22 protein-coding genes are annotated in these 23,480 nt (G+C 64.5%); 13 read left to right on the forward strand and 9 right to left on the reverse strand.

Translation table 11 applies throughout. The features are described from left to right. Positions 1 to 112 precede the first annotated feature (112 nt). Positions 113 to 502, reverse strand: coding sequence for an EF-hand domain-containing protein (locus ACP69S_RS20485; protein WP_426000398.1), 390 nt, complete (start codon positions 500 to 502; stop codon positions 113 to 115). Between the two features lie 185 nt (positions 503 to 687). On the opposite strand from ACP69S_RS20485, the gene ACP69S_RS20490 reads away from it, so the two are divergent. The 3 genes from ACP69S_RS20490 to ACP69S_RS20500 all read left to right on the forward strand — a co-directional run bounded on the left by ACP69S_RS20490 (position 688) and on the right by ACP69S_RS20500 (position 3,664). Beyond that, on the forward strand, positions 688 to 1,425 hold the full coding sequence (locus tag ACP69S_RS20490) for a response regulator (protein WP_426000435.1): 738 nt from the start codon (positions 688 to 690) through the stop codon (positions 1,423 to 1,425). Further along, complete coding sequence (locus ACP69S_RS20495; RefSeq protein ID WP_426000399.1) at positions 1,422 to 2,885, forward strand: ATP-binding protein; 1,464 nt, start codon at positions 1,422 to 1,424, stop codon at positions 2,883 to 2,885. The genes ACP69S_RS20490 and ACP69S_RS20495 overlap by 4 nt, the downstream gene beginning before the upstream one ends. Before the next feature lie 101 nt (positions 2,886 to 2,986). Continuing rightward, positions 2,987 to 3,664 (forward strand): hypothetical protein, encoded by a 678-nt coding sequence (locus ACP69S_RS20500; RefSeq protein ID WP_426000401.1) that lies wholly within the window; start codon positions 2,987 to 2,989, stop codon positions 3,662 to 3,664. Here ACP69S_RS20500 and ACP69S_RS20505 read toward each other — a convergent pair. Beyond that, positions 3,639 to 4,301, reverse strand: a complete 663-nt coding sequence (locus ACP69S_RS20505) for a DUF1345 domain-containing protein (protein WP_426000403.1) — start codon at positions 4,299 to 4,301, stop codon at positions 3,639 to 3,641. The genes ACP69S_RS20500 and ACP69S_RS20505 overlap by 26 nt on opposite strands. 130 nt (positions 4,302 to 4,431) lie before the next feature. Here ACP69S_RS20505 and ACP69S_RS20510 point away from each other — a divergent pair, with 130 nt between their 5' ends. Then, complete coding sequence (locus ACP69S_RS20510) at positions 4,432 to 4,575, forward strand: hypothetical protein (RefSeq protein WP_426000405.1); 144 nt, start codon at positions 4,432 to 4,434, stop codon at positions 4,573 to 4,575. Between the two features lie 30 nt (positions 4,576 to 4,605). Then, positions 4,606 to 4,803 (forward strand): general stress protein, encoded by a 198-nt coding sequence (locus ACP69S_RS20515; RefSeq protein WP_426000407.1) that lies wholly within the window; start codon positions 4,606 to 4,608, stop codon positions 4,801 to 4,803. A gap of 66 nt (positions 4,804 to 4,869) precedes the next feature. On the opposite strand, the gene egtB is transcribed toward ACP69S_RS20515, so the two are convergent. Then, positions 4,870 to 7,035, reverse strand: a complete 2,166-nt coding sequence (egtB, locus tag ACP69S_RS20520; protein ID WP_426000409.1) for an ergothioneine biosynthesis protein EgtB — start codon at positions 7,033 to 7,035, stop codon at positions 4,870 to 4,872. Positions 7,036 to 7,456: 421 nt separating this feature from the next. On the opposite strand from egtB, the gene ACP69S_RS20525 reads away from it, so the two are divergent. Both ACP69S_RS20525 and ACP69S_RS20530 read left to right on the forward strand, forming a co-directional pair. After that, complete coding sequence (locus ACP69S_RS20525; protein WP_426000411.1) at positions 7,457 to 9,307, forward strand: phosphoenolpyruvate carboxykinase (GTP); 1,851 nt, start codon at positions 7,457 to 7,459, stop codon at positions 9,305 to 9,307. A 1,300-nt stretch (positions 9,308 to 10,607) separates the two neighbouring features. Further along, positions 10,608 to 12,818 (forward strand): CheR family methyltransferase, encoded by a 2,211-nt coding sequence (locus ACP69S_RS20530; RefSeq protein ID WP_426000413.1) that lies wholly within the window; start codon positions 10,608 to 10,610, stop codon positions 12,816 to 12,818. Positions 12,819 to 12,857: 39 nt separating this feature from the next. On the opposite strand, the gene ACP69S_RS20535 is transcribed toward ACP69S_RS20530, so the two are convergent. Next, positions 12,858 to 13,865: a chemotaxis protein CheB gene (locus tag ACP69S_RS20535; protein ID WP_426000415.1), complete on the reverse strand. Its 1,008-nt coding sequence runs from the start codon at positions 13,863 to 13,865 to the stop codon at positions 12,858 to 12,860. Positions 13,866 to 13,975: 110 nt separating this feature from the next. On the opposite strand from ACP69S_RS20535, the gene ACP69S_RS20540 reads away from it, so the two are divergent. From ACP69S_RS20540 to ACP69S_RS20550, 3 genes are all read left to right on the forward strand, one after another. Further along, positions 13,976 to 15,400 carry a sensor histidine kinase gene (locus ACP69S_RS20540; protein ID WP_426000417.1) on the forward strand — a complete coding sequence of 475 codons (1,425 nt, stop codon included), beginning with the start codon at positions 13,976 to 13,978 and terminating at the stop codon, positions 15,398 to 15,400. Next, positions 15,393 to 15,752: a response regulator gene (locus ACP69S_RS20545; protein WP_426000418.1), complete on the forward strand. Its 360-nt coding sequence runs from the start codon at positions 15,393 to 15,395 to the stop codon at positions 15,750 to 15,752. The genes ACP69S_RS20540 and ACP69S_RS20545 overlap by 8 nt, the downstream gene beginning before the upstream one ends. 760 nt (positions 15,753 to 16,512) lie before the next feature. Next, on the forward strand, positions 16,513 to 17,271 hold the full coding sequence (locus tag ACP69S_RS20550) for a Crp/Fnr family transcriptional regulator (protein WP_426000420.1): 759 nt from the start codon (positions 16,513 to 16,515) through the stop codon (positions 17,269 to 17,271). Between the two features lie 90 nt (positions 17,272 to 17,361). Here ACP69S_RS20550 and ACP69S_RS20555 read toward each other — a convergent pair whose 3' ends face one another. Further along, positions 17,362 to 17,751 (reverse strand): response regulator, encoded by a 390-nt coding sequence (locus tag ACP69S_RS20555; RefSeq protein WP_426000421.1) that lies wholly within the window; start codon positions 17,749 to 17,751, stop codon positions 17,362 to 17,364. Further along, a complete protein-coding gene (locus tag ACP69S_RS20560) occupies positions 17,748 to 18,914 on the reverse strand; it encodes a sensor histidine kinase (RefSeq protein WP_426000423.1) in 1,167 nt (388 codons plus the stop codon). Before ACP69S_RS20560 ends, ACP69S_RS20555 begins: the two co-directional genes overlap by 4 nt. A gap of 163 nt (positions 18,915 to 19,077) precedes the next feature. Between ACP69S_RS20560 and ACP69S_RS20565 the strand changes: the two genes are divergently transcribed. After that, on the forward strand, positions 19,078 to 19,797 hold the full coding sequence (locus tag ACP69S_RS20565; RefSeq protein WP_426000425.1) for a Crp/Fnr family transcriptional regulator: 720 nt from the start codon (positions 19,078 to 19,080) through the stop codon (positions 19,795 to 19,797). 61 nt (positions 19,798 to 19,858) lie between these two features. Here the strand turns inward: ACP69S_RS20565 and ACP69S_RS20570 are convergent, their stop codons facing one another. Next, positions 19,859 to 20,287, reverse strand: a complete 429-nt coding sequence (locus ACP69S_RS20570; protein ID WP_426000427.1) for a hypothetical protein — start codon at positions 20,285 to 20,287, stop codon at positions 19,859 to 19,861. A 571-nt stretch (positions 20,288 to 20,858) separates the two neighbouring features. Here ACP69S_RS20570 and ACP69S_RS20575 point away from each other — a divergent pair. After that, positions 20,859 to 22,205 (forward strand): sensor histidine kinase, encoded by a 1,347-nt coding sequence (locus ACP69S_RS20575; RefSeq protein ID WP_426000429.1) that lies wholly within the window; start codon positions 20,859 to 20,861, stop codon positions 22,203 to 22,205. Positions 22,206 to 22,284: 79 nt separating this feature from the next. Beyond that, a complete protein-coding gene (locus ACP69S_RS20580) occupies positions 22,285 to 22,581 on the forward strand; it encodes a response regulator (protein WP_426000430.1) in 297 nt (98 codons plus the stop codon). Between the two features lie 243 nt (positions 22,582 to 22,824). Here ACP69S_RS20580 and ACP69S_RS20585 read toward each other — a convergent pair whose 3' ends face one another. Together ACP69S_RS20585 and ACP69S_RS20590 are read right to left on the reverse strand one after the other, a co-directional pair. Beyond that, a complete protein-coding gene (locus ACP69S_RS20585; protein WP_426000432.1) occupies positions 22,825 to 22,947 on the reverse strand; it encodes a DUF2243 domain-containing protein in 123 nt (40 codons plus the stop codon). Between the two features lie 65 nt (positions 22,948 to 23,012). Further along, positions 23,013 to 23,276 (reverse strand): hypothetical protein, encoded by a 264-nt coding sequence (locus ACP69S_RS20590; RefSeq protein ID WP_426000434.1) that lies wholly within the window; start codon positions 23,274 to 23,276, stop codon positions 23,013 to 23,015. Positions 23,277 to 23,480: the final 204 nt, after the last annotated feature.

A 23,480-nucleotide genomic window follows, 5' to 3' on the forward strand; every position in this document is an offset into this window, starting at 1 on the left:
CCGCTCGACGGACCGCCGCTGTCGTTGTGGCGCTCCCGTGGTGTACCTGCCCCATAGCGCATCCTTCCAACCATCGGAAAATAGTGCACCATCAAAGTCCGGGACCAAACATCTAGCCGCGCGGAGGCGCCCCCGGGCGCGAAACTGCCTGTTCGGCGGCGTCTAGCGCGCCATCGCCATTTTGGTCGGCCGCCGCGAAGCGGGCCTGCTGCAGCGCCGCCGCCTCTTCCCGCGAGACCTGGCCATCCTTGTCGGCGTCCATCTCTGCGATCGGATCTGCCCGGGCGGCCATGATAGAGGGCGGCACCCCCGCGTTCATCATGCGATCGGCCGCGCGTTTTCGGATGGCCTTGGCCTCGGCCTTGCCGATGACGCCGTCGCCATTCTCGTCCATGCGCGCAAAGCGCTGAACGCCCCAGGCGGCATGTTCCGAGGCGCTTACCTTGCCGTCGCCGTCGGCATCCTGCGAGCGCCCGCCGCCGGGTCCTTGAGCTTGAGCCATCGAAGCGGCGCCGCAGAATGTCGCGATGGCCGCGAGAAACGAGGGAAGACGGTTTATCAGGAGCTCCTTGGCGGATCGGGTCCAAGTCACACAGCTGGGTTGCGCCGCTGTTTCAAGCGTGAAATCAGGGGGCCACGGGGATATGACAGGAGCGTCTCATGGAGACCATCCCGCAGACTGGCCCTATGGCCGACCCGGAGACCCCGCGCGGCGCGGCGTCGCGGATACTCATCGTCGATGACGACCCCGGCATTCGCGATGTCGTGTCCGAATTTCTGGGACGCCACGGCTATGCGGTAGACACCGCCTCCGACGCCCGGACCATGGAACAGGTCCTCGCGCGCGGACCTGTTGATCTGGTGGTGCTCGACATCATGCTGCCCGGCGAAGACGGCCTGGCCATCTGCCGTCGGCTTTCGGCGCAGGACGGCCCGGCCATCATCATGCTGTCGGCCATGGGCGAGGAGACCGACCGCATTGTCGGCCTCGAACTCGGCGCCGACGACTATCTGCCCAAGCCCTGCAATCCGCGCGAGTTGCTAGCCCGTATCCGTGCGGTGCTGCGCCGCCGGCAGGAACCCCGCAACAGCGACGACGGCATGGGCGCGGCCTGCGAGTTCGCCGGCTGGCGGCTCGATCTGGTGCGCCGCGAGCTTCGCTCGCCCCAGTCCGTGGTCGTGAATCTCTCCAGCGGCGAGTTCTCGCTGCTGCGCGCCTTCGTCGAACGTCCCCAGAGGGTGCTAACCCGCGATCAACTTCTTGATCTTGCTCGAGGCCGCGATTCCGACGCCTATGATCGCGCGATCGATGTCCAGATCAGCCGGCTACGACGCAAGCTGGACGATGGCGGCGGCAGTGAGCTGATCCGCACCATTCGCAGCGAAGGCTACATGTTCACCGCCAAGGTCGTTCGCACCCCATGAGCCAGCGTGGTCGCGGCGCGCCGCTGTTCATGCAGGCGTTGGGACTGGTGACGCTGACCCTTGTGGCGGCGCAATTGATCGCCATCGCCGTCATCTTCACCCTGCCGCCGCCGCCGCCCGAGCTCTACCGGTTGTCGGAAATCACGCGGGCCCTGAAGACCGGCCAGCCAGTACAGCCGCGCGACGGCCGCGCCCTGATCGTTCAGACCCGCACGAAGATGCCTTCCGGCGGCCCTGATTCCCCACGCCGGGCCGAATTCAAGGCTGGCATCGGCCGCGCCATCGATGTGGCCCCGGCGCGCATCGAGATCGTCACCGACAACGGCCCCCGGTTCTTCGTTCGGCGCTTCAAGAGTGACAGGATAGACCACCCCGGCGGTTCGGGCGGCCCCGGCGGACGGGGTGGACCGGGCGGTCGGGGTGGCCACAGCGGTCCCGGCGGCCCGCGCGATCAGTTCATCACCCGGGAACTGCCGCCGCCTGGCGAGCGTGGCGCCCGGCCCGGCCCGGCCCGCGACGAGCCGTTCATCTTCGGCGACTTCAAGCTGGGCGTGCGCCAGAGCGACGGCGGCTGGGTCGTGGTCGAGCCCAAGCCCAGCTTCCGCTTCGACAGCTGGCAGCAACGGGTTTTGCTGATCCTGGTGCTGTCCATGCTGGCTGTCGCTCCCTTGGCCTGGCTTTTCGCCCGCCGCCTGGCCGAGCCGATCACCGCCTTCGCCGAGGCCGCCGAGCGCCTGGGCCGCGATCCGCGCGCCGCTCCGCTGGAGCTTTCGGGCTCGACCGAGGTGATGGCCGCCGCCAACGCCTTCAACATGATGCAGGAGCGGTTGCGGCGCTATGTCGAGGATCGGACAGCGATGATCGGGGCCATCGCCCACGACCTGCGCACGCCGCTGACCCGCATGCGCTTCCGTATCGAGGCCACGCCCGACGAGGTGCGCGCCAAGCTGGCCGCCGACATCGACCAGATGGAGGCGATGATCTCGGCCGCCCTGGCCTTCGTGCGCGACACCACCCGCCCCGCCGAACGCACCAAGCTGGAACTGGCCTCCCTGCTGGAAAGCGTCGTCGATGAAGCCGCCGAGACCGGCGGCCTCGCCACAGTCGAACAGGCCGAAAAGATCGTTATTGAAGGCGATCCGATCGCGCTCAAGCGGCTGGTCGTCAATCTGGTCGAGAACGCCCTGAAATATGGCCAGGTCGCGCGCGGCCGGGTGTGCGCCGAGGGTGACATGGCGATCATCGAGATCGACGACGACGGCCCCGGAATTCCCCCCGCCGAACTGGATCGAGTGTTCGAGCCGTTCTTCCGGGGCGAGCCGTCGCGAAACCGCGAAACGGGCGGCATCGGCCTGGGTCTGGCGGTCGTGCGATCCCTGGCGAGAGCCCATGGCGGCGACGTCACCCTGGCCAACCGGCCCGAAGGCGGCCTGCGCGCCTGCGTTCGCCTGCCGATCTAGGCGACAAGGCGGCGCTTTGTTGCGAGCGCGAAAGGCGAGGCTTCGCAACTGACATTCGCAGGCAACCCGGCCGCGCTTGATGTTGGAGGAAGGAGTTGCTCATGACATCTCGTGTTCTGGTCTGCGCGCTGCTCGGGGCCCTGTCGCTTTCCACCGGCGCCTACGCCTCGCCCGATGATCCCAAGCCCGGTCGGGGCTTTGAAGCGCCACCCGGCGACGGCCAACGGGGCCCGGGACGCGCCCGCCATCAACTCTTCATCAGCCCCGCAGGCGAGCCCTTCCGAGCGCAGGATGACGCCCCCTATCCGGTGGCGGCCTGGTTCTCCGGCGCCGACGCCAACCATGACGGCGCGCTGTCGCGTGATGAGTTCGTCGCTGACGCCGGACGCTTCTTCACCGTTCTGGACGCGGACAAGGACAACATCGACGGTTTCGAGGTCTCGGCCTACGAGAAGAACGTCGCCCCCGAAATCCTGCTGGGCGCCAATCCAGCCGCCGGCCCCAGCGGCTCGGGCGGTGGCCCGCCCCGCAAGCGCGGCGGGCTGGTCGGCGGCGGAATGCAAGGCGCCGCGCCCTACGCGCTGCTTGCCGAACCGCAACCGGTCATGGGCGCGGACGCCGACTTTAACCGCCGCATTTCCAGAGACGAGGCCCTCAAGGCCGCAAGGTCGCGCTTCGCGCTGCTCGACGCCGATCAGGATCTGGTCCTGCACTTGGACGATTTGCCCAAGACGCCAGTCCAGGATCGCGGCGCTAACCGCTCACCACGCCGGCGATGATGTTGATCCCCAGCGCCAGGATGGCGGTGTTGTAGGCGAAGGCGGTCGCCGCGTGGGCGGTAACCAGCCGGCGCAGGCGCGAGGTCAGGATGGTGTTGTCCGACACCTGAAACGTGGCCCCCACGCTGAACGCCAGATAGACGAAATCCATGTAGCTGGTAGGCGGCTCGCCCGGAAAACCTATGCCGCCCTTGCTCGTGCCGTCGCCAAAATGGCGGTGGGCATAGTGGGGCACGAAGACCGATTGCAGCACCAGCCATGACAGGATCAGGGTCGCGCCGGCGCTGACGGCAATGAATGCCTTGGCCGCGCCCTGAGCGGTCCGCGCCGCGACCATGGCGTCGACCACCGCGCCCAGACTGGCGACGATAGCGGCTAGCACGATGAGCAACAGCACCGACCGGCCCTCGTCTTCCAGCGCGGCCCGGTCGCGTATCTCGGCCTCCTCGGCGCGCAGGAACATCCGCCAGGTCAGCGCCAGATAGGTAATCGCCGCCACATCCCAGCCCAGCAGCAGGTGCGCGCCTTTCGGAGCCTGCAACCAGAACGCCGCCGCCCAGGCGGCCAGGCCCGCGACGCAACCCGCTCCAAGCCGCCAGTGGGGCGCCGTGATATGGGCGCCAACCTTCGACTTCATGGTCTTTGACAAGCTCTGAATTCCTTGGCCTGACGCCCTTTGCGCCCGTTGCGTGCATTTACTCACGCTTTGGCGTGAACCGAACGCGGCTTCGCCGGTTACGTCACTGAACGCGCAGGACACGACGTAAATGACCGACCCCGACGCACCACCTCCCATCGAGCCCAAGCCTCCGGAATACGACCCGGGATCGACGCCCGATGAAATGCCCTCTCCCGCGTCGCCGGTCGATCCTGGGGACGACCGCCCCTACGACGCCGCGCCCGGTTCGTAGACCATGACCAGTATCGATTAGGAGCATCATATGGACCTCGACAGCGAACGGCCCCGTGGCCGCCGCGGCTTCGCCGCCATGGACCCCGAACGTCGCCGCGAGATCGCGCGCAAGGGCGGGGCCAGCGTTCCCAGTGAGAAGCGAAGCTTCGCCAAGGACCGTGATCTGGCCGCCAATGCTGGCCGCAAGGGTGGATCTTCCTCCCGCAGCCTTCGGCCTGACGACTAGCCTCTAGACCTCGTCAATCGCGCTCGCGCGCTGGATCCCCCGTCCAGCGCGCGTTCGTGCGCCAGACTATCGGGTCAGGGCATAGACCCCAAACCCGGGTTCCACGCTTTCCCACTTGCGCGAAACGCTCCAGCCGGCCCGCCGAGCGATCGCCTCGAAGGCGTATGGACGGTACTTGTACGAGTTCTCGGTGTGGATGGTCTCACCCACTGCAAAGCCGAAGACTTGTCCGCTGATCGTCACGCTCTGGACCTTTCGGCTGACCAGATGCATCTCCACCCGGCTATCCGCTTCATTCCAGACCGCCTGATGCGCGAAGGCCGTCAGGTCGAAATCGCCTCCCAGTTCGCGATCGACCCGCGCCAGGATATTCAGATTGAAGGCCGCCGTTACGCCCTGGGCGTCATCATAGGCGGGGATCAACACCTGGGCCGACTTTGCGACGTCCGCCCCCACCACCATCATCGCGCCTTCTCCCAGCAGGTCGCCCGCCCTGCGCAGGAAGTCCTCTGCCTGCGCAGGCGGGAAATTGCCGATCGTCGATCCCGGGAAGAAGCCTACCGCGACCCGGCCCGCCACAGCCTGGGGCAACCGGAGGGCCTGGGTGAAGTCATCGACCAGTGGCGCCACCGTCAGGGACGGATAGCTGGCCTTGATCGAGACCGCAGCCGCGTCCAGGGCGCTCTGGCTGATATCGATGGGCGCATAGGCCGAGAGCTGCGGCGCGGCGTCCAGAAGGATCCGTGTCTTGACGCTGGCCCCGCTACCAAACTCCACCAATACGGCGCCATCCGGGATGCGCGCGGCGATTTCCGGCGCGATCTCGCGGAGCAGGGCCGTCTCGGTCCGGGTCAGATAATATTCCGGCAGATCGCAGATTGCTTCGAACAGACGCGAGCCCTCTGCGTCGTAGAAATACTTGCTGGGTAGCGTCTTTGGATGAGCCGAGAGACCCGAAAGCACGTCCTGAAGGAACCCGTTGTCGGCCGGAACCTCCTTGGCCTTGCCGTCGTCGGCGAGTCGAACGCCGGCGAAGGCCCAACGCTTTTCCGGATGGAAGAAGTTGCGATAGGTTGCCCGTGTATGGCCAGGCGGCGTCGCAGCGCAACCGCCCCGCAACACCATCTGATTTACCATGAACTTGCCATTGTACTCGCCCAGGGCCCCCGTTCCCGCCCGGAAACCCGGATAGGCAGCGTAACTGCTCGAGGTCCATTGCCAGACATAGCCGTGCAACTGGCGCAGGCCGCCGGCTCCCGGCGCGCGCGCGCCGGCCTCCCACTCGGCCTCGGTCGGCAGGCGTCGCCCCGACCAGGCCGCGTAGGCGGCGGCCTCATAGTAGCTCACATGCGAAACCGGCTCGCCGGGCTCCACGGGTCGGCGCCCACTGGGGGTCATGACTGTCCAGCCATCCTGGGCGCGCCGCCAGTAGAGCGGCGCTTGCCAACCCTCCTCGACCGCGCGAGCCCAGCCGTCGGACAGCCAGAGCTCGGGCTTGGCGTAGCCCCCGGCCTCTATGAAGGCGATCCATTCGCCGTTGGTCACCAGGCGATCGCTGAGTTGATAGGGCGCCAGATAGACCTTGTGTCGCGGGCGCTCGTTGTCGAATGCGAAACCGGCCTCCCCGGCCCCGATCTCGACGACGCCGCCCTCGAACGACACGAAGCGTTCGGGATCCAGAGCCCCTTGGCCGCGCCGCCCGGTTTCGACCTGATAGGCCGGGTCCAGCGGCGACTGAGCGAAGAGATGCAGGATATCCATCAGCAGCAGTTCCTGGTGCTGCTCCTCGTGTGCAAGACCCAGGTTCAGGCGTTCCAGCACCTCGCGAGACCGAAGCGCGCCATGCAGAAGCCGAGCCATCGCCGCATCGACGTGCGCCCGATAGTCGCCGACCTCCGCGCTCGACGGACGGGTCAACATGCCCCGCGCCGGCCTTGGCTGACGGGCTCCAAGGGTCTCGTAATAGGAGTTGAACAGATAGCCGAAGCGAGGATCGAAGACCTCGTAGCCTGCGAGATAGGGGCTCAGCAGGAAGGTTTCGAAGAACCAGGTCGTGTGCGCCCGATGCCACTTGGTGGGACTGGCGTCCGCCATCGACTGCGCGGCCTGATCCTCGGGCGAAAGCGGTGCAGCCAACGCCTCGGTGCGTCGCCGGATCGCTTGATAGCGCTCCAGGTCTTGGGCGGCGGACACCTCGACAGCCTCCGAAGCGTGCAGGTCGTCCGGGCTCATGCGCTCTCCTGGCGGCCAAGGCCGGGTTCAGACCCGGCCGAGGTCAACGTGCCAAAAGGTTGGGTGTTCCGCGCCCGAGTTTCAATAGCAAGACCGAACGGCGTTCTCGCAACCGAGCCGGCGCTGTTCTCCTCGTGGCGGCTTGACGCATCTCGGCCAAGCCGGGCGCCCTGATCGGGAACAAAGCCAAGCGCTTTCTCCCGAGCGCTTAATTTTATACGCCCACGCGAATTGATCATCGCCAGGACGATACGACGAGTATCGCAAGCGATCACCGAGCAGATTTGGCAGGCTAGATTGCCAACGATTTCGGAGCGACAACGTTGTCATGGCGCACGCAGTCTATCGGCGAGGTCTCAGCGCGCTATACTGCCAATCAAGGTGAACAATAGTTTCGCCAAAATGCGCAGGCAGGTGAGCAATGCAGAACGATGGGCCGGGCGCCGTGGCGCCCCCGACCAAACACGCGCGGCTCGTGACATGGGTCAACGAAGTCGCCGTCCTGACCAAACCCAAGGCCATCTACTGGTGCGATGGCTCCGACGCCGAATGGGAACGGTTGACGGGCGAACTGGTCGCCTCCGGGACGCTCAAGCGCCTCAACCCAAATCTGCGCCCCAACTCCTTCTACGCCGCCTCGGACCCGCGCGATGTCGCCCGCGTCGAGAGCCGCACCTTCATCTGCTCGCAGGATCAGGAAGATGCTGGCCCGACGAACAACTGGCGCGATCCCCTGGAAATGCGCGCCGCCCTGAACGGCCTGTTCGACGGCTGCATGCGCGGGCGCACGATGTATGTCGTGCCGTTCTCGATGGGGCCGGTCGGCTCGCCGATCAGTGCGCTCGGGGTCGAGATCACCGACAGCGCCTATGTCGCCGTGTCGATGCGGGTCATGACCCGGATGGGTCAGGCGGCCTTGGACGCCTTGGGCGAAGACGGCTTCTTCGTGCCCGCGCTCCACAGCCTGGGCGCGCCGCTCGAAGAGGGTCAGGCAGATGTCGCCTGGCCGTGCAACGACGACAAGTACATCGCCCACTTCCCGGAAAGCCGCGAGATCTGGTCCTACGGCTCGGGCTATGGCGGCAACGCCCTTCTGGGCAAGAAGTGCTACGCCCTGCGCATTGCTTCAGTGATGGCCCGCGACGAGGGCTGGCTGGCCGAGCACATGCTGATCCTCAAGCTGACCTCGCCGGCTGGCAAGGTTCACTATGTCGCCGCCGCCTTCCCCAGCGCCTGCGGCAAGACCAACATGGCCATGCTGCAACCCACCCTGCCCGGATGGAAGGCCGAGACCATCGGCGACGACATCTGCTGGATGCGGTTCGGCGCCGACGGCCGGCTCTATGCGATCAATCCCGAGGCTGGCTTCTTCGGCGTCGCTCCTGGCACCGGCGTCCTGACCAACCGCAACGCCATAGACACCCTGCACGCCAACTGCATCTACACCAATGTCGCCCTGACCGCCGATGGCGACGTCTGGTGGGAAGGCCTCAGCCCTACCCCGCCCGAAGGGCTGACCGACTGGAAAGGCCGCGCCTGGAGCCCGGCCCTCGGCGAGCCCGCCGCCCATCCCAACGCCCGTTTCGCCGTACCGGCGGGCCAATGCCCGGTTATCGCCGACGAATGGGAAGATCCGGCCGGTGTGCCGATCTCGGCCATTCTGTTTGGCGGCCGCCGCGCCTCGGCGGTGCCGCTGGTCACCGAGGCCTTCGATTGGGAGCACGGCGTGTTCCTGGCCTCGAACGTAGCCTCGGAGGGCACAGCCGCAGCCGAGAACAAGATCGGCGAGCTCCGCCGCGATCCTTTCGCCATGCTGCCCTTCTGTGGCTACAACATGGGGGACTATTTCAGCCATTGGCTGAAGATAGGGGCCAGCGCCGATCCGGCCAAGCTGCCGCGCATCTATTTCGTCAACTGGTTCCGCAAGAACGAGGCCGGCAAGTTCGTCTGGCCGGGCTATGGCGAGAACGCCCGCGTCCTCAAATGGATCGTCGAGCGCCTGGAGGGCGAGGCGGACGCCTCCGACAGCGCGATCGGCCGCCTTCCCGCTCCGGGCGCGCTGGATGTCTCGGGTCTCGACCTCGACGAGGCGGCGTTGAACCTCCTGCTGACCGTCGACAAGTCGATCTGGCTGGAAGAAGCCGCCCTCATACTGGACGCCTACAAGCGTCTCGGCTCGCGCATGCCGCAAGCGCTTTACGCCCAACTGGAAGCACTGACCCAACGGCTCGCACCCGCCGCTGCGGAAACTCGGACCCTGGAAAGCGTCTAGCCTGGCCGCGCGGGTCGCTCGATCTCGAGTCGACCCGCGCGTGCTCGAAATTCGGCATCGCCACCTGCAAGCCGCTAGTGGTGAGATTCAGTCGCTAGGAACCCGCCTAAATCCTTCTCGGGAAAGGGATCGAGCGATTTCCAGAGGGACTCAAGCGTCGCGTTCTATCCACTAGGCCTTGTGAACCTGAGCCGTCACGGTTCATTGCGATGGAGTGGCGGCGGGCACAGATTTCGCCGGCTCAATTTTCATTTCCCTGCGTATTCCGCGAACTAGATGCGCGCCGTATTGTGACACCTCAGGTCCTGATCGTAGCTTTACCATGGCCCAGCCAAGACTTGTCACGACACACGGAATCCAGCCCTTTTCTGTACCTTGCTGTAACATCGACACCTTCCAAGACGCGACGAATATTGAAGAACCACCCGGACAACTACAGATATCGCGACCTGAGCGGACTATTAGCAGGGTGCGACATCATGCCCAATAAACGGTCGGGGTACGTTCAGATTCAGGGAGTTATTGTCTCCTATTGATCGGGAGGATTCGGCAATGTCGCCATCAAGTTACTCGGATGTGTTCGCCATCCGGCACGACAGGGATTGTGACGAAGTCATATCTGTTGGAGACCTCGTGCGCACCGGCTCCAACCTGTTTCCGCACTTCGAAGTCTTGGCCGTCCATGGGGACAGGGCTTGGGTGCGCAACACCGACAATCAGGCCGACCACCTGGCGCTCCCCTCCCGCTGCCGCAAAATCAATACTGAGCCCTTCGCTCACGCAGCGGAATAGAAACGGCGTCTTTGCTTCTCGCCGAAAATGAACCTGCCTCGCTGCCTAGAGCATTTTCCGATAAGTGTGAAACGGTTATCGGATCGAAAAATGCTCTAAACTTCTGATTTAGAGCCCTTTTCGCCCGACCTTGATGAAGCCATCAGGTCGGAAAGGGCTCTAGAACATTGCGGCAGACGACATCCTCCACACCGCTGAGGTCTATCGTCGCAGTCGCATGCTGTCGCATGTCTCCAAACGCCGCGACTGGGTCAAGGACGTGGTGCTTGCGACGCCGATCCGAAATATTGCCGCCGGCAAGGTCGCCTAAGCTGCCGTTTGGACCAGCCGGCCGGTTCGTCTCCGCAGGAATTGGAGCCCGTTCCCACCAGGATCGAGTAGTTCCCGCCGCAGTCTACCGGACCTCAACGGCCCGCCCGTGCGAAGGCGTCCAGACTGACGCTCTGGTATAGACTTGCGCCGCCGAGGGGCTACGAAAGGTCTTTGATTCGCTGGAGTCGTGCGTCGCATGGTCGAGAAAACGCCCGCCGATCCCGAGTTCGAGACGCTGCTTGGCCATATCCAGCAAAGCCGCGGGATGGATTTTCGCGGCTACAAGCGCGCCAGTCTGCGTCGTCGCATCGCGCTGCGCATGGAAGCAGTGAGCGTCCAGACCTTCGCCGCCTACCAGGCTCACCTGGAGGTCCATCCCGGCGAGTTCGAGGACCTGCTCAACACGGTGCTGATCAACGTCACCTCTTTCTTCCGTGACGAAGAGGCTTGGGCGGCGCTGCGCGATCAGGTCATTCCCGAGGTTGTGGCCAACGCCAAGGATGGGCGGCACATCCGAGTCTGGAGCGTCGGCTGCGCCTCGGGAGAAGAACCCTATTCGCTAGCGATGCTGTTCGCCGAAGCCTTGGGCGTGAAGGAAACCTGCGAGCGGGTGAAAATCTACGCCACCGACCTGGATGAGGAGGCGCTGAAGACCGCGCGCGTGGCCACCTACCTGCCACGCGACGTCGAGAGCGTGCCGCCAGAGTATCTGGAGCGCTATTTCGAGCGATCCCACAACCACTACGTCTTTCAGCGCGACCTGCGCAAAAGCGTGATCTTTGGCCGCCACAACGTGGTCTATGACGCGCCGATCTCGCGGATCGACCTGCTGGTCTGCCGCAACCTGCTGATCTATCTGGAGAGCGAAACTCAGGACATCGTCTTGCCGCGCCTGCATTACGCTCTGGCCAGCGACGGCTATATGTTCCTGGGCAAGGCCGAGACCCAGCTGGCGCGTTCGGGCCTGTTCAACCCGCTCGAGATGAAGCATCGCATCTTCACCAAGGTGCCTCAGGAGTGGCGACGCCCCTTAAACCCGGGGTTTGGAGCGACCCTGGGATCTCGACCGGAAGCGTCTTCCAACGATCCGCGACTGTTCGAGCTGGTGTTGAACGAGGCCTCGACGGCCTTTCTGGTCATCGACGAAACAGGCGTGGTGATCCTGGCCAACCTCGCCGCTCACGGGCTGCTGGGCGTGGGCGAGCCGGACGTCGGCCGCCCGTTCCAGGACCTGCCGATCTCGTATCGGCCGGTCGAGCTGCGCGCGCAGATCGACGCGGCGTTCCGTCATCGGCGCTCAGTGCGCCTGAGCGATCAGGAATACCGGCCGACAGGTCTGGAGGCCATCCGCCTGACCATTGACGTGCGGCCGCTCTATCGCCCCGACGGTTCGGTCCATGCGGTGCTGCTGTCCTTCAGCGACGACACCCAGGGCTATGGGCTGCGGCGTGAGCTGGAGGTTCTTCAGGAAAACCTCGAAAACTCCATCGAGGAGCTGCAGTCGGCCAATGAGGAACTGGAAACCACCAACGAGGAGCTCCAGTCGACCAATGAGGAGCTGGAGACCACCAATGAGGAACTCCAGTCGATTAACGAGGAACTGGAGACGCTGAACGAGGAGGCCCGCTCCAGCAACGAGGAGATGGAATCGGTCAATGAGGAGCTGCGCCTTCAGGGCCAGCAGGCGACCAGCTACCGCCTGCATCTGGAATCGGTGCTGAGGGCGATGAACGGCGGAGTGATCGTCATCGATGCGCGCAACAGGGTGCAAGGGTGGAATCGTTGGAACGAGGCCACCTGGGGTCCCCGGACGGAGGAAGCGATCGGCGTCAGCCTCGACGCTCTGGACATCGGCCTGCCCGTGCACCGGCTGCGCGCCGAGGTGGAATTGGTGCAGAGCGGCCGCGCAGAATATGCCGAGCAGGTGCTGGAAGGCCTGGATCGACGCGGGCGGCCGATCATTTGCCGCGTCCGCATTTCGCCGCTGCTCGACGACGCCGGCGACGGTCATGGCGTCGTGATCCTGTTCCAGGACATCACCGAGGAGCGACGCGCGGAGGACTACAGCCAGTATCTTGGCCGGGTGATGGACACCGCCCTAGGTGAGATCTGCTTCCTGACCCCGGACACATTGGCCTTCAGGCAGGTCAATCAGGCCGCCCGGCGGGGGTTGGGCTACAGTCAGGCTCAGCTGACGAAGATGAACCTCCTGGAGCTGATCGAGGCGCCTGACAGACAGGACCTCAAGACGCGGCTCGAGACCCTGGTGGCCGGAGGGGAAGACGAGATCGTTTTTTCGACCAGCTTGCGGACCCAAGACGCCAGCCGGGCCGTCCAGATGGCGTTCCGGTATTTCGCCAAGGAAGTTCCGCCGATGCTAATGGCGACACTGCGCGAACCGGAGTGATCGCAGGAGCGGTTTGGGCGCCACCACAATCTGTGGGCCTTACGCCTCGCCCTCGCTCGGCGGTCTGCGCAGATGCGTCATGGCGTTTTCCAGCACCGCGACGAACTGCTCAGCCTCGGCAAAGGCGGTCGCCCAACGCGCCGTAGCGTGGGGCAGGCCCCGATCGGCGGCGCTGGTCTTCATTTGGGTGAACAGGCGCATTCGATCGCGATGGGTGCGCACCGCCACGCCCAGGGCGCGCTCCAGTTCTTCCGATTGCTTGGTGGCCAGGCCCAGCGGGGAGAAGGCATGGCCCACCTGGCAGCGGAACCGGATCTCCCTGTCGGTCTGGATCTGGTTCAACACCCCTCCGCAATCGGGACATCCCATCTTGCTGGCGCGGCCCGGGGTCTCCACGGCCTTGTTGAGAGAGGCGAAGTCTTGGGCGGCGATGCGGTCCTCGGCTATATAGTCCTCCGGCACGGGAAGGCTTGACCCCGCTTCCTCGCGCGACAGGCGCGACAACAACGCACCCATTTGGTCCAGCACCGCAATATAGTCGACGTGGTCGCGCTTGATGGCGTTACGCGGCATCGACGGCCACTCGGCGTCCTCGGGGTCTTGCACCACCGACGTCCCGCCCACGGCCTTGATGGCGATCAGCCCGTCGGTGCCGTCGTCCAGCAAGCCCGTCAGCACCACGCCGATCACCCGCGAGCCGTAAGCTACGGCCGCCGAGCGAAAGAGCGCATTGATGGCCGGACGCGTGCGATTTTCGTAGGGGCCACGACGTAGCAGCATATGTCCGTCTCTAAGCAGGAGATGGTGGTCAGGCGTTGCCACATAGATCCGCCCGGTTTGCAGCGCTTCGCCGTCCACGGGCGCGGTCGCGGGCAGTGGTCCGACCCTGTCCAGCAGTTGCGGCAACACGCTGCGCCCTGCGGGGGACAAATGCTGGACCACGAAAACAGCAGCGGGTAGGTCGGCCGGGAACTGAGCGCAGAGACGACGCAAGGCCTCGACACCTCCCGCCGAGGCCCCGATGACGATGATGTCCTTGGTCTGCATCTGCAATTTCCTTTGTAGCCAAACGGCTGGCGGACAAAAAAGGTGCTTTGAGCTTCGCGCCGTGTGCGACTTTCGCGCTCTTGCAGCGTTAGGTCGTCAGGGGACCCTTAATGACGCAAAAACCAGGTACTGAGACTGACGCACAGGAGGCTTCACGGCTACGCGACGAGGTCGAGCAGCTACGAACCGCTCTGGAGAGCTCGGTCGAGGACAACACCCGGCTGATCGAGGATCGCAACCGCCTGCTCGAACGCGTCACCAGCCTGGCCCGCGATCTGCGGACGGCGAGCCTGGAATATACCGCAACTTCATCGGTGGCGACGTCCGAAGACGTAAAGTCCGAACGGCTGAGCCAAAGCGAAGAAGAGCTTCGCGTCGCCTTCGAAGAACTGCAAGTGCTGACCGAGGAACTGGAGTCGGCCAATACCAGCCTGCAATTGGCAAATCGCGACCTCGACAGGCGGGTCGACGAGCGCACGCGCCAGATCGCCAATGCCAATGCCGCGCTGCAGGTCAGCGAGACCGCCCTGGGGGCCATTGCCGACGTCGTGCCCGACCTGCTCTGGCGCGCCGAGAACAACGGCGCCGTCACCTGGTACAACACCCGCTGGTACGACTACACCGGACAGACCGCTGAGACGGCCAACGGATCTGGCTGGGCCGAGGTCGTTCATCCCGACGATCGCCAGGGCTCGCACGACGCCTGGACCTCGGCCCTGGACTCGGGGCAGTCCTTCCAGCGCCAGCATCGGATTCGCCACAGGAGCGGCGAGTATCGCTGGTTCCTGGTGCGTGGCGAGCCGCTGCGCAACGCCCACGGGCGCGTCTGCCAGTGGTTTGGGGCCGTCACCGACATTCACGAGCTGATACAGCTGCAGGAGCGCCAGGCCATCCTGATGGCCGAACTGCAACACCGCACGCGCAACCTGATGGCTATCGTGGAAACAGTGGTCCGCAAGAGTTTGGCCGGCAGCCGGGACATTGCCGACGCCAGGGACCGCATTAGCGAACGGTTCGGGGCCCTGTCCCGCGTTCAGGGGTTGCTGTCGCGACGTCCCGACGGCGCTCGGGTGACTTTCGACGCCTTGCTCAGCGAGGAGCTGAGCGCTCATGTCCCTCTTTCCGGAGACAGCGAGCCGTTACGCGTCACTTTGGATGGTCCTGCGAACGTGGAGTTGCGCTCGATGCATGTCCAGATCCTGGCGCTTGGCCTGCACGAGCTTACGACCAACGCGATCAAATATGGCGCCCTGACCCATCCGGAAGGGCGGCTCGTCGTTCGCTGGCAAGTGCGCCAGGCGCCGCCCGGGCCGGACCATCTGGTGGTGGACTGGCGCGAGAGCGGCGTGCCGGGGATGCCGGGTCCGGACGAACCAGCGCGCGGCGGCGGCTATGGACGACAGTTGATCGAACGCGCCCTGCCCTATCAGCTCGGCGCCAAGACCGATTTCCGGTTCGAGTCGGACGGCGTCCACTGCGTGATCGACCTTCCTCTACCGGCCGCCAAATCCGGGGGCGACCCGAACCATGACTGACGCGCCCCGCCCTGCTCGCATTCTGGTGGTCGAGGACGAGTACCTGCTGGCGGAAGTCCTGACCGACGCCTTGACCGAGTTGGGCGCGGAGGTCGTCGGACCCGTCGGTCAGCTGGCGCAGGCCTTGGCGCTGATCGAGACCACGCCGATCGATGGCGCCGTGCTGGATATCAACCTGCGTGGCGAGATGGTCTTTCCGCTGGCCGACGTGCTCACGACCCTTGGCGTTCCCTACGTCTTCGCTACAGGGTATGAGCGGGAGAACATTCCCGCCCTGTACAAAGACATCCCGATCCTGTCCAAGCCCGTCGATGTCCGGCTGCTGAAGCCGTATTTCGGCTGGCGCGACTGACCAAGGCGGCGTCGCCGTACAGAGAGCCTCACACGGGATCACGGTCCAGGTGCAGATAGGTCGGATCGAAGCCGGCGATGGCCTCGAGCCGAGGCCAATCCAGGATCATCCCTGAGAACCTACCCATTCTATCGGGCCTTGATGGCGTAGTTCCACCATCACCCTTTCGCATGCACGGGGGTCAGGCCGAGGCTATCGCCCAAATCGACCTGGGTCGGCTGCACGACGAAGTGGGATCGGCGGCTTGCCCGGCAGCCTTGAGTTGCAGTTAAGCTTAGATCAAATGATGGCGGCCACGTTCTCCCGGTCGGATTTCGGGCGTGGCTCATCCACCCGGCTGGGCGCCAACCTGTTGGTCTACCTAGGGCGGACTGACGGATCGGCGCTCAAGCACAAGCTCTACAGTACATGCAATAAAATTGTCGCTTGAACCATCTACCGCTAGGCGAGTTGACTTAAATGGATCGCGTGAAAAATAAACACGACCCTTTTAACCTATATCAAGGTCAATAATCACGCGATCATTTACGGTTATTTTCTATGTGATCCGGGGACCGATCATGATCAATTACGTTTATATTGGAGTCTGCAGAAATCAAACCGCGACTTTTGTCGATATCGATGTCGCCGTCGGCGGTCGCGAACCGACGATGCACGCGGCGAGCCTTCTAGCGGAACATCGCAGTTGCGAGCGGGTCGAGATCTGGCGCAACGATGAACGGGTCGCAGTCGTGGGCCGACCGGCGCGGAGCCGAACGCAATGAACCGGTTGCTCACCGCGAGCATCGACCGCTTCGGGCCGGTTCAGAACGATGTTCGCGACAGCTTGTCCGACTGCTCCCAATCGGTGCTCCAAGTCCCCGCCGGCCAAGCGATCGTCGAGATCGCAGCGCCGTCTCGGTTTAGAGTTCTGGCCCGTGGCATGGCGGTGCGCCAGCATGTGCTCGCCGATGGCGGGCGGCAGATCCTGGGGTTCGCCACCCCCGGCGACCTGCTCGACCTGAGCGGCCTTTTCACGGGCGTCGATCACGAAGTCCGCGCGCTCGGCGATTGCGAGATCCGTCAGACCACGACCCGTGAAGTCTCCACACTGATCAGGCGACACCCCAACCTGCTCGCGGCCCTTTGCCGTGCGGTCATGACCGAGGCCCGGTTGCAGCGCAACTGGATGGTCGGGCTTGGGCGGCGCACCGCCGTGGCGCGAACCGCCAACCTGTTTTGCGAGATCTACGCGCGACAGAAGGTGGTGGCCTTGGCGCATGACGGCCGCTGCCACTTTCCCGCACTGCAATCGGACATCGCTGACGCCCTGGGTCTTTCGGCCGTCCACACCCACCGCATCCTGCGAACCCTCAAGATGACGGGCTTGGCGACCTTGCACGGCGGACAATTGACCATTCTCGATTGGAACGGTCTGGTCGCCTTGGCGGAATTCGACCCGGCGTGCTTTCGCCCGTTATCGGATGCGGCTGCGGTGGCGGCGGCCCGCCTGAAGCCACCGACCCAGGCGCAAGCCTAAGGCCCCGCCACCCTCGTGCACGCCTTCCTCGCATAAGGCCAGATCTCCTCGCGCCGTCCCGCCCGCTGACCTCCGGGCGGCCGCGGAAACTCAAATGCCCGGCGCGCCGGGCTTGCGGCAAGCTCTGACGACCGCGTCGATCAGGGCCCGGGCATCCACCGGCTTTTCCAGCAGCTCCACATCGCCGAAATCGTCTGGCAGAATCTCTCGTCCGTAACCGGTGACGAAAACGAAGGGGATATCGCGCTGCCGCAGCGCGCGAGCGGTGAGGAACGAAGGCCCCTCGCCAAGATTGATGTCGAGAACGCCGCAATCGACGCGGCCTTGAGCGACCCTTGAAAGGCTTTCGGCGACACGCGCATAGGGACCGGCCACATTTGCGCCGGCGGCCGTCAGGACCCGCTTGGTGTCATCGGCCAGATAGTAGTCGTCCTCGACCAGCAGCACATCCAGGCCAGCCAGTTTCTGTGAAATCGTCATGCGTCGTCCCCTGCCGCCTTCGTCACGCCGAACACAGCCGCGGCCTCCGTCGCGTGGGCAGGCGCAAACGGGAAAGCAATCTGGCAAACCAAGCCACCGGGGCGAAACACTATGTCGGCTTCACCATCCAGTTCGTAGGGTAGTCGACGTTTGAGAAGGTTTGTCCCGAAACCTTCCCGGCGTGGAGCCCCTCTGGCGATGGCGACGCCCGTTTCCGTCCAGACCAGTTCGAAACGGCGCCCTGACGAGCCGGTGTCCGTCAGACACCAGGCGATCTCGAGTTTTCCTGAAGCTTGCGACAGCGCGCCGAATTTCGTGGCGTTGGTCGCCAGCTCATGGATCGCCAGCGTCATCAACTCTGCCGCCTTGGGCGGCAGGATGATCTCCGGTCCGCCAAGGTTAAGCCGGTCGTCATCGGCGCTTTGGGTCAGCAGCTCGTCGCGGATCAACCCTTCCAGATCGACCCCCGCCTGGGGATTGCGCAGAAACACGCCATGGACGCGGGCCACAGCGGCGATGCGGCCGTCCAGATGGGCGGCCAGGTCTTCAACCGTGTCGCTGGTTTCGGCGCTGCGCGCGACCAGGGACCTCACCACCGCCAGAAGGTTGCGCATGCGGTGCTGCAACTCGGTAATGTGCGGGCCGGAGTCCGACTTGGCCGGACTGGTGGGGAAGGCCAGCACGAGCATGGCGCTCACCTGCCCGGCCTCGTCTCGCACCGGGGCGCAGGACAGGCTGAATGCAGGCTCGCCGGCCGACGCGCCGATCATCCAGGCCTGGCCTGCCAGCACGACGCTATGTCCGGTGAACACCCTGACGGCGGCCTCGGCCAAGCTCCCGTCTGGATCGTCCCCCTTGAGAGATCGGCCCAGTGCGTAGGACGCAGCGGACCCATCGCGATAGAGGGTGTCGAAGGCGAGGTTGTGCATCTGCACCAGCTGAGAACCAATGAACAGCGCGCCCGGCGCGCCAACGCCGAGCATCAGGTCGACGGCGGCGCGCAGGCTGCCTGGCCAGCGATCGAGCGGTCCGAGGGGCGTCTGTTCCCAAGCCATTGAGAACAAGCGGTCTTCGCCCGGGCGGTTCATCGCTCCCAAAAGCGCTGCCATTGTTCCTCGCTTCCTTCGGCCCAGTATAGCATTCCGTTTCACGGAAAAAAGCAACGCGGCCTTGTCATTCCGACTCGACCCAGCTCTGGCGTCGGAACAAGGTGTATTTGGGACGAGGCCCGCTCAGTGTTGTAGCGAGCATGAGTAGACTAGGTTTCGAAAATTACTGCGTCCGGCGTTGCTGGTTTCGCCGTGACGATCACCAAACGAGTCCGTCATGCTGAGCGCCGAGTCAGGTTTCGTGCCAATCTCTAGAGTGCGAAGCTTCACGCGCCGACTACTGGCCTACGGCGTGCAAGACGTCGAGATCGCGCGTCTGGACACGGCGCTGCACGCTCCCGACAGTTATCAAACCAACGACGTGCTGCATCCGTCACGACCGGGCGCGCCGCCTTTTTTCATGCTGTCTGGATGGGCGTGTCTGGTCCGGGAGCTCGACGACGGGCGCCGCCAGATGGTGGCGTTCCTGCTTCCTGGCGACGCGGTGGGGTTTGATCTGCTCACCCAGTCGCGCGAGAGCACCAGGGTCGTCGCCGTGACTCCCGTGAGGGTCCAGCGGGTCCGACCATCGCTCATCGGCCAGATCACGGGGTCACCCGGCCTCAGTCGCGCCCTGGCCATCGCTTCGGATCAGCAGCAGACGCGGTTGATCAACCAGGTTGTGCGCCTGGGCCGGCAAACCGCGTACGAGCGCTGCGCGCATCTGCTCCTGGAGCTTCATGCGCGCCTGGCTGAGGTCGGCGAGACCTACGGCGACAGCTTTCGTCTGCCCGTAAAGCAGGAAATCCTCGCGGACGCGCTGGGCCTTAGCCTTGTCCACGTCAACCGGACCCTGCAACAGTTGCGGCGTGAAGGGCTGGTCGAGCTGCACGGAGGCTCGGCGATCCTGCAGGATCGCTCGGCCTTGGCGGAGATCTGCGAGTTTCGCGCCGGCTGAACACGACGAGCCCCGCGCCACAGGACCGCTGGCGTGAACCGCATCCGGTTCTTCTCGGGTGTCAGGGCTTGAGCACGACCTTCACGCAACCGTCCTTCTTGTCGCGGAACGTCTTGTACAGTTCAGGCCCGCGTCCGAGCGGCGCGGTATGGGTGACTACGAAGGTCGGATCGATCTGACCCTCCTCGATCCGGCGCAGCAGATCGTCGGCCCAGCGCCGGACATGCGTCTGACCGGTGCGCAGGGTCAGGCCCTTGTTCATCATCGCGCCCATCGGGATCATGTTCGAAAGGCCTACATAGACGCCGGGAACCGAGACCGCGCCGTCCGCCTTGCAGGCCATGATCGCCTCGCGCAACGCCACGGGCCGCTCGGTCTCCAGCTTCAACGCGGTCTGGGCGCGGTCGATCAGCTCGAGCATTGGGGTGGGGCCGTGGGCCTCGGCGCCGACGGCGTCGATGCATTTCTCCGGGCCATGGCCGCCAGTCATGTCCTTCAGGGGGCGCGGCGGGTCTGGCCGCCATGGGGGTGGCCCCGGCGCAGGGGACGCCGGGGCCTTGCTCCGCCGAAGATGGGGACGAGGCTCGCAGGCCGTCGCTTCGGCGGCGGCGCAAGATTAGTGCGGCGGGTCGGTTGAAGTTGCATTTCCCGCTGTTTGAACTGCCTGCGCCCATCAAATGGTCGGTAACGCCGTTCGGCTTTTGCGGCGCATCTGGCGAGCGCCGAGCCGCGATCAGGGCCCGCCAGTTCTTTGCCGGTCGCCTTGGCCGCTACTTTCCCTGACGGTAAAACCACGGACGAACAATCAAATGTCTCTCAAATATTTAGAGACACAATATCTACGAGGAGAAACTCCCTTAAAGAAGATTTCATTGTCTTTTCGCTATTTCACTGTAATTCCCAGAAAGTTTTGACAATATCATTTGGTATTTAGACCGGAGCTGGGGAACCGGCGGACATGGGGGCGGTTGAGGCTGAGCCCCGCCGCATGATCTCGCGCGTGGGCCTTGAGAGATGAGGCGTCGCCCGTGGGCACGATATCGGACACCCCGAGCGCAGAGTTGCTGCGCCTTATCGTGGAAAGCTCGCACGACTTCGCGATCTTCACGATCGATCGGAATCGCCTGGTCACCAGCTGGAACATCGGCGCGGAGCGTCAGTTCGGCTTCAGGCCTGACGAGATGCTCGGCTCGCCCGCCGACGTAATCTTCACGCCTGAAGACCGTGACGTCGGCGCGCCGGAACGCGAGCAAAGCATGGCCGAGCAGAACGGTCGAGCCATCGACGAGCGATGGCATCAGTGCAAGAACGGCTCGGTCTTCTGGGCCTCGGGTTTGATGATGCCGCTCAGCGACGCAAGCGGTTTCGTCAAGATCAGTCGCGATCGCGGCGAGCAGCACGCCGCCGAGGACCAGATCCGTCAAAGCGAGGAGCGCTTCCGGGTGCTGGCGACAAACATTCCTCAACTGGTGTTCAAAACCCGGCCGAACGGCGAGCGCACCTGGCCCAGTCCCCAGTGGATTGAATTCGCCGGCCAGAGCTTCGATGACAGCCTGATTCTGGGTTGGCTGGACGCGCTCCACCCCGAAGATCGCGAGCCCACCCTCGCGGCTTGGGATGAAGCCGAGCGGACGGGCGAATACTATTTCGAGCACCGTGTCCGGCGCGCGTCGGACGGCGAGTATCGCTGGCACCAGACACGCGCACGCCCCATGGAGGCGCCGAGCCCTCCAGGCGACTGGGTGGGCACGATGACCGACATCCACGATCTTCGCGGCCTCAAGGATCGCCAGCAGGTGATGATGGCCGAGTTGCAGCACCGCACGCGCAATCTCCTGGCGGTGGTTCAGGCGATCGCCAGCCAGACCATGCGCAACAGTCCCTCCCTGAAGGCGTTCAAGCCGGAATTCGAAAACAGACTGCGCGCGCTCAGCCGCGTGCAAAGCCTCCTGGCCCGGGTCGATCAGCAGGACATCGAACTGCGCGGGCTGATCGAGGGGGAGTTGGCGGCGCATGCCAATGAGGCCTTGCAAAGTGACCGGATCATTATGGAGGGTCCAGCCGTGGCCCTGCCCGCGATCTCGGCCCAGGCGCTTGGCTTGGGTGTGCATGAACTGGCCACGAACGCCCTGAAGTACGGAGCTCTGGCGCATCCCGAGGGCCGCCTGTCGGTCATCTGGTCCTTGGACGGGGAACCCGAGCGGCCAGAAGTGACGCTGGACTGGCGCGAGACCGGTGTTTCGATGCCGTTCGCGACGCCGACCCGTCAAGGCTATGGACGCGAACTGATCGAGCGCGCCCTGCCCTATCAACTTGGCGCGAAGACAGCGCTGACCTTTACCCCGCAAGGCGTTCACTGCGTTATTGTCGTCCCGGTGAAGGCTGCGCCGGGAGCGCCCAAGCCTTGACCGACGTACAGGAACGCCCGCTCGAGGCCGTATGCGTACTCGTCGTTGAAGACGAATACGCCGTGGCCGCCGACATGACGTGCGGCTGGAGGACGGCGGCGCCGAGGTGATCGGACCCGCGCCGACCGTGCAAGATGCGCTTACCCTGATCCAGGCGCATGGTCCGCGGCTCGACCGCGCTGTGCTCGACATCAACCTGCGCGGCGAGAAGGTTTTTCCTGTGGCCGACGCGCTCCTGGCGCTCGACGTCCCATTCATCTTCCGCACGGGCTACGACAGCGACGTGCTTCCCGCTGCCTACGCTCACGTCGCGCGTCATTCCAAGCCGCTCAATTGCACCGCCGTGCTGGCCGCGTTGGCCGCCACTGCAGCTTGACCTGACGCGAACAGCGGCCAACTGCCTGCGGCTTCCCTGGCCGGTGGCAGGCGCATCAGGATGGCGCCGTCCACGCCGCGCAGCCCGACGGCCCGGCGGAACTGACAAGCAGCGCGCCATGGCGGTAGAGCCCCCAGCCAGCGATCCTAGAGCATTTTCCGATAAGTGTGAAACGGTTATCGGATCGAAAAATGCTCTAAACTCCTGATTTATAGCCATTTTCGCCCGACCCTGATGAAGCCATCAGGTCGGAAAGGGCTCTAGCGAGTAGGGCGGTCCAGGCACGAGGCTGAGCAGATGATGCCATTGCAGGATCTGATCCAGCAGGATGCCGTCGAAGAAGCCGCAGAGAGCGACGGCGAGCACAACGCCGCCCCACCTTTGGACTACGACGCGACCACAGCGGTTGTGGCCAGGGACAGGGTCCGTGCCTAGTGGATGGTCTGCAGCCAGCGGACCTGACGATCCTTATCAAGAGTGACTTCGACCTGACCGGCGATCACGCCGGTTAGGTCATGAATCACCACCCTGGCGCACCAGCCCAGGCTGGTGGGGGCTGTGGCCAGTCGAACGGCGCTGCGCTCGGCCTCACCGCCCGTTTTGAACAGCTGGATTTCCAGAATCCCATCGCACTCAAGGATCCAGACGACCCCGACGGGTTTCACCTCGATCATGATCTGGGCGAAGTTGGCCATGACCCAATACTAATACCAAAAGCCCCTAGCTCTGACTCCGCCAGGATTCCCTGACGGGCCGAACAGTGATTCACTCTCGTGGTTACAAGGGAGATTGTGGATGTCTGCCATCAAGCTTCGAGTCGATTATGACGCCGCGCGGACCCGTCGGCTGGCGGCGCGGGCCAAGGATCCAGATCAGGTGCGGCGCCTGCTGGCGCTGGC

The organism is Caulobacter sp. DWR1-3-2b1, from assembly GCF_049895765.1.
Classification (GTDB): domain Bacteria; phylum Pseudomonadota; class Alphaproteobacteria; order Caulobacterales; family Caulobacteraceae; genus Caulobacter.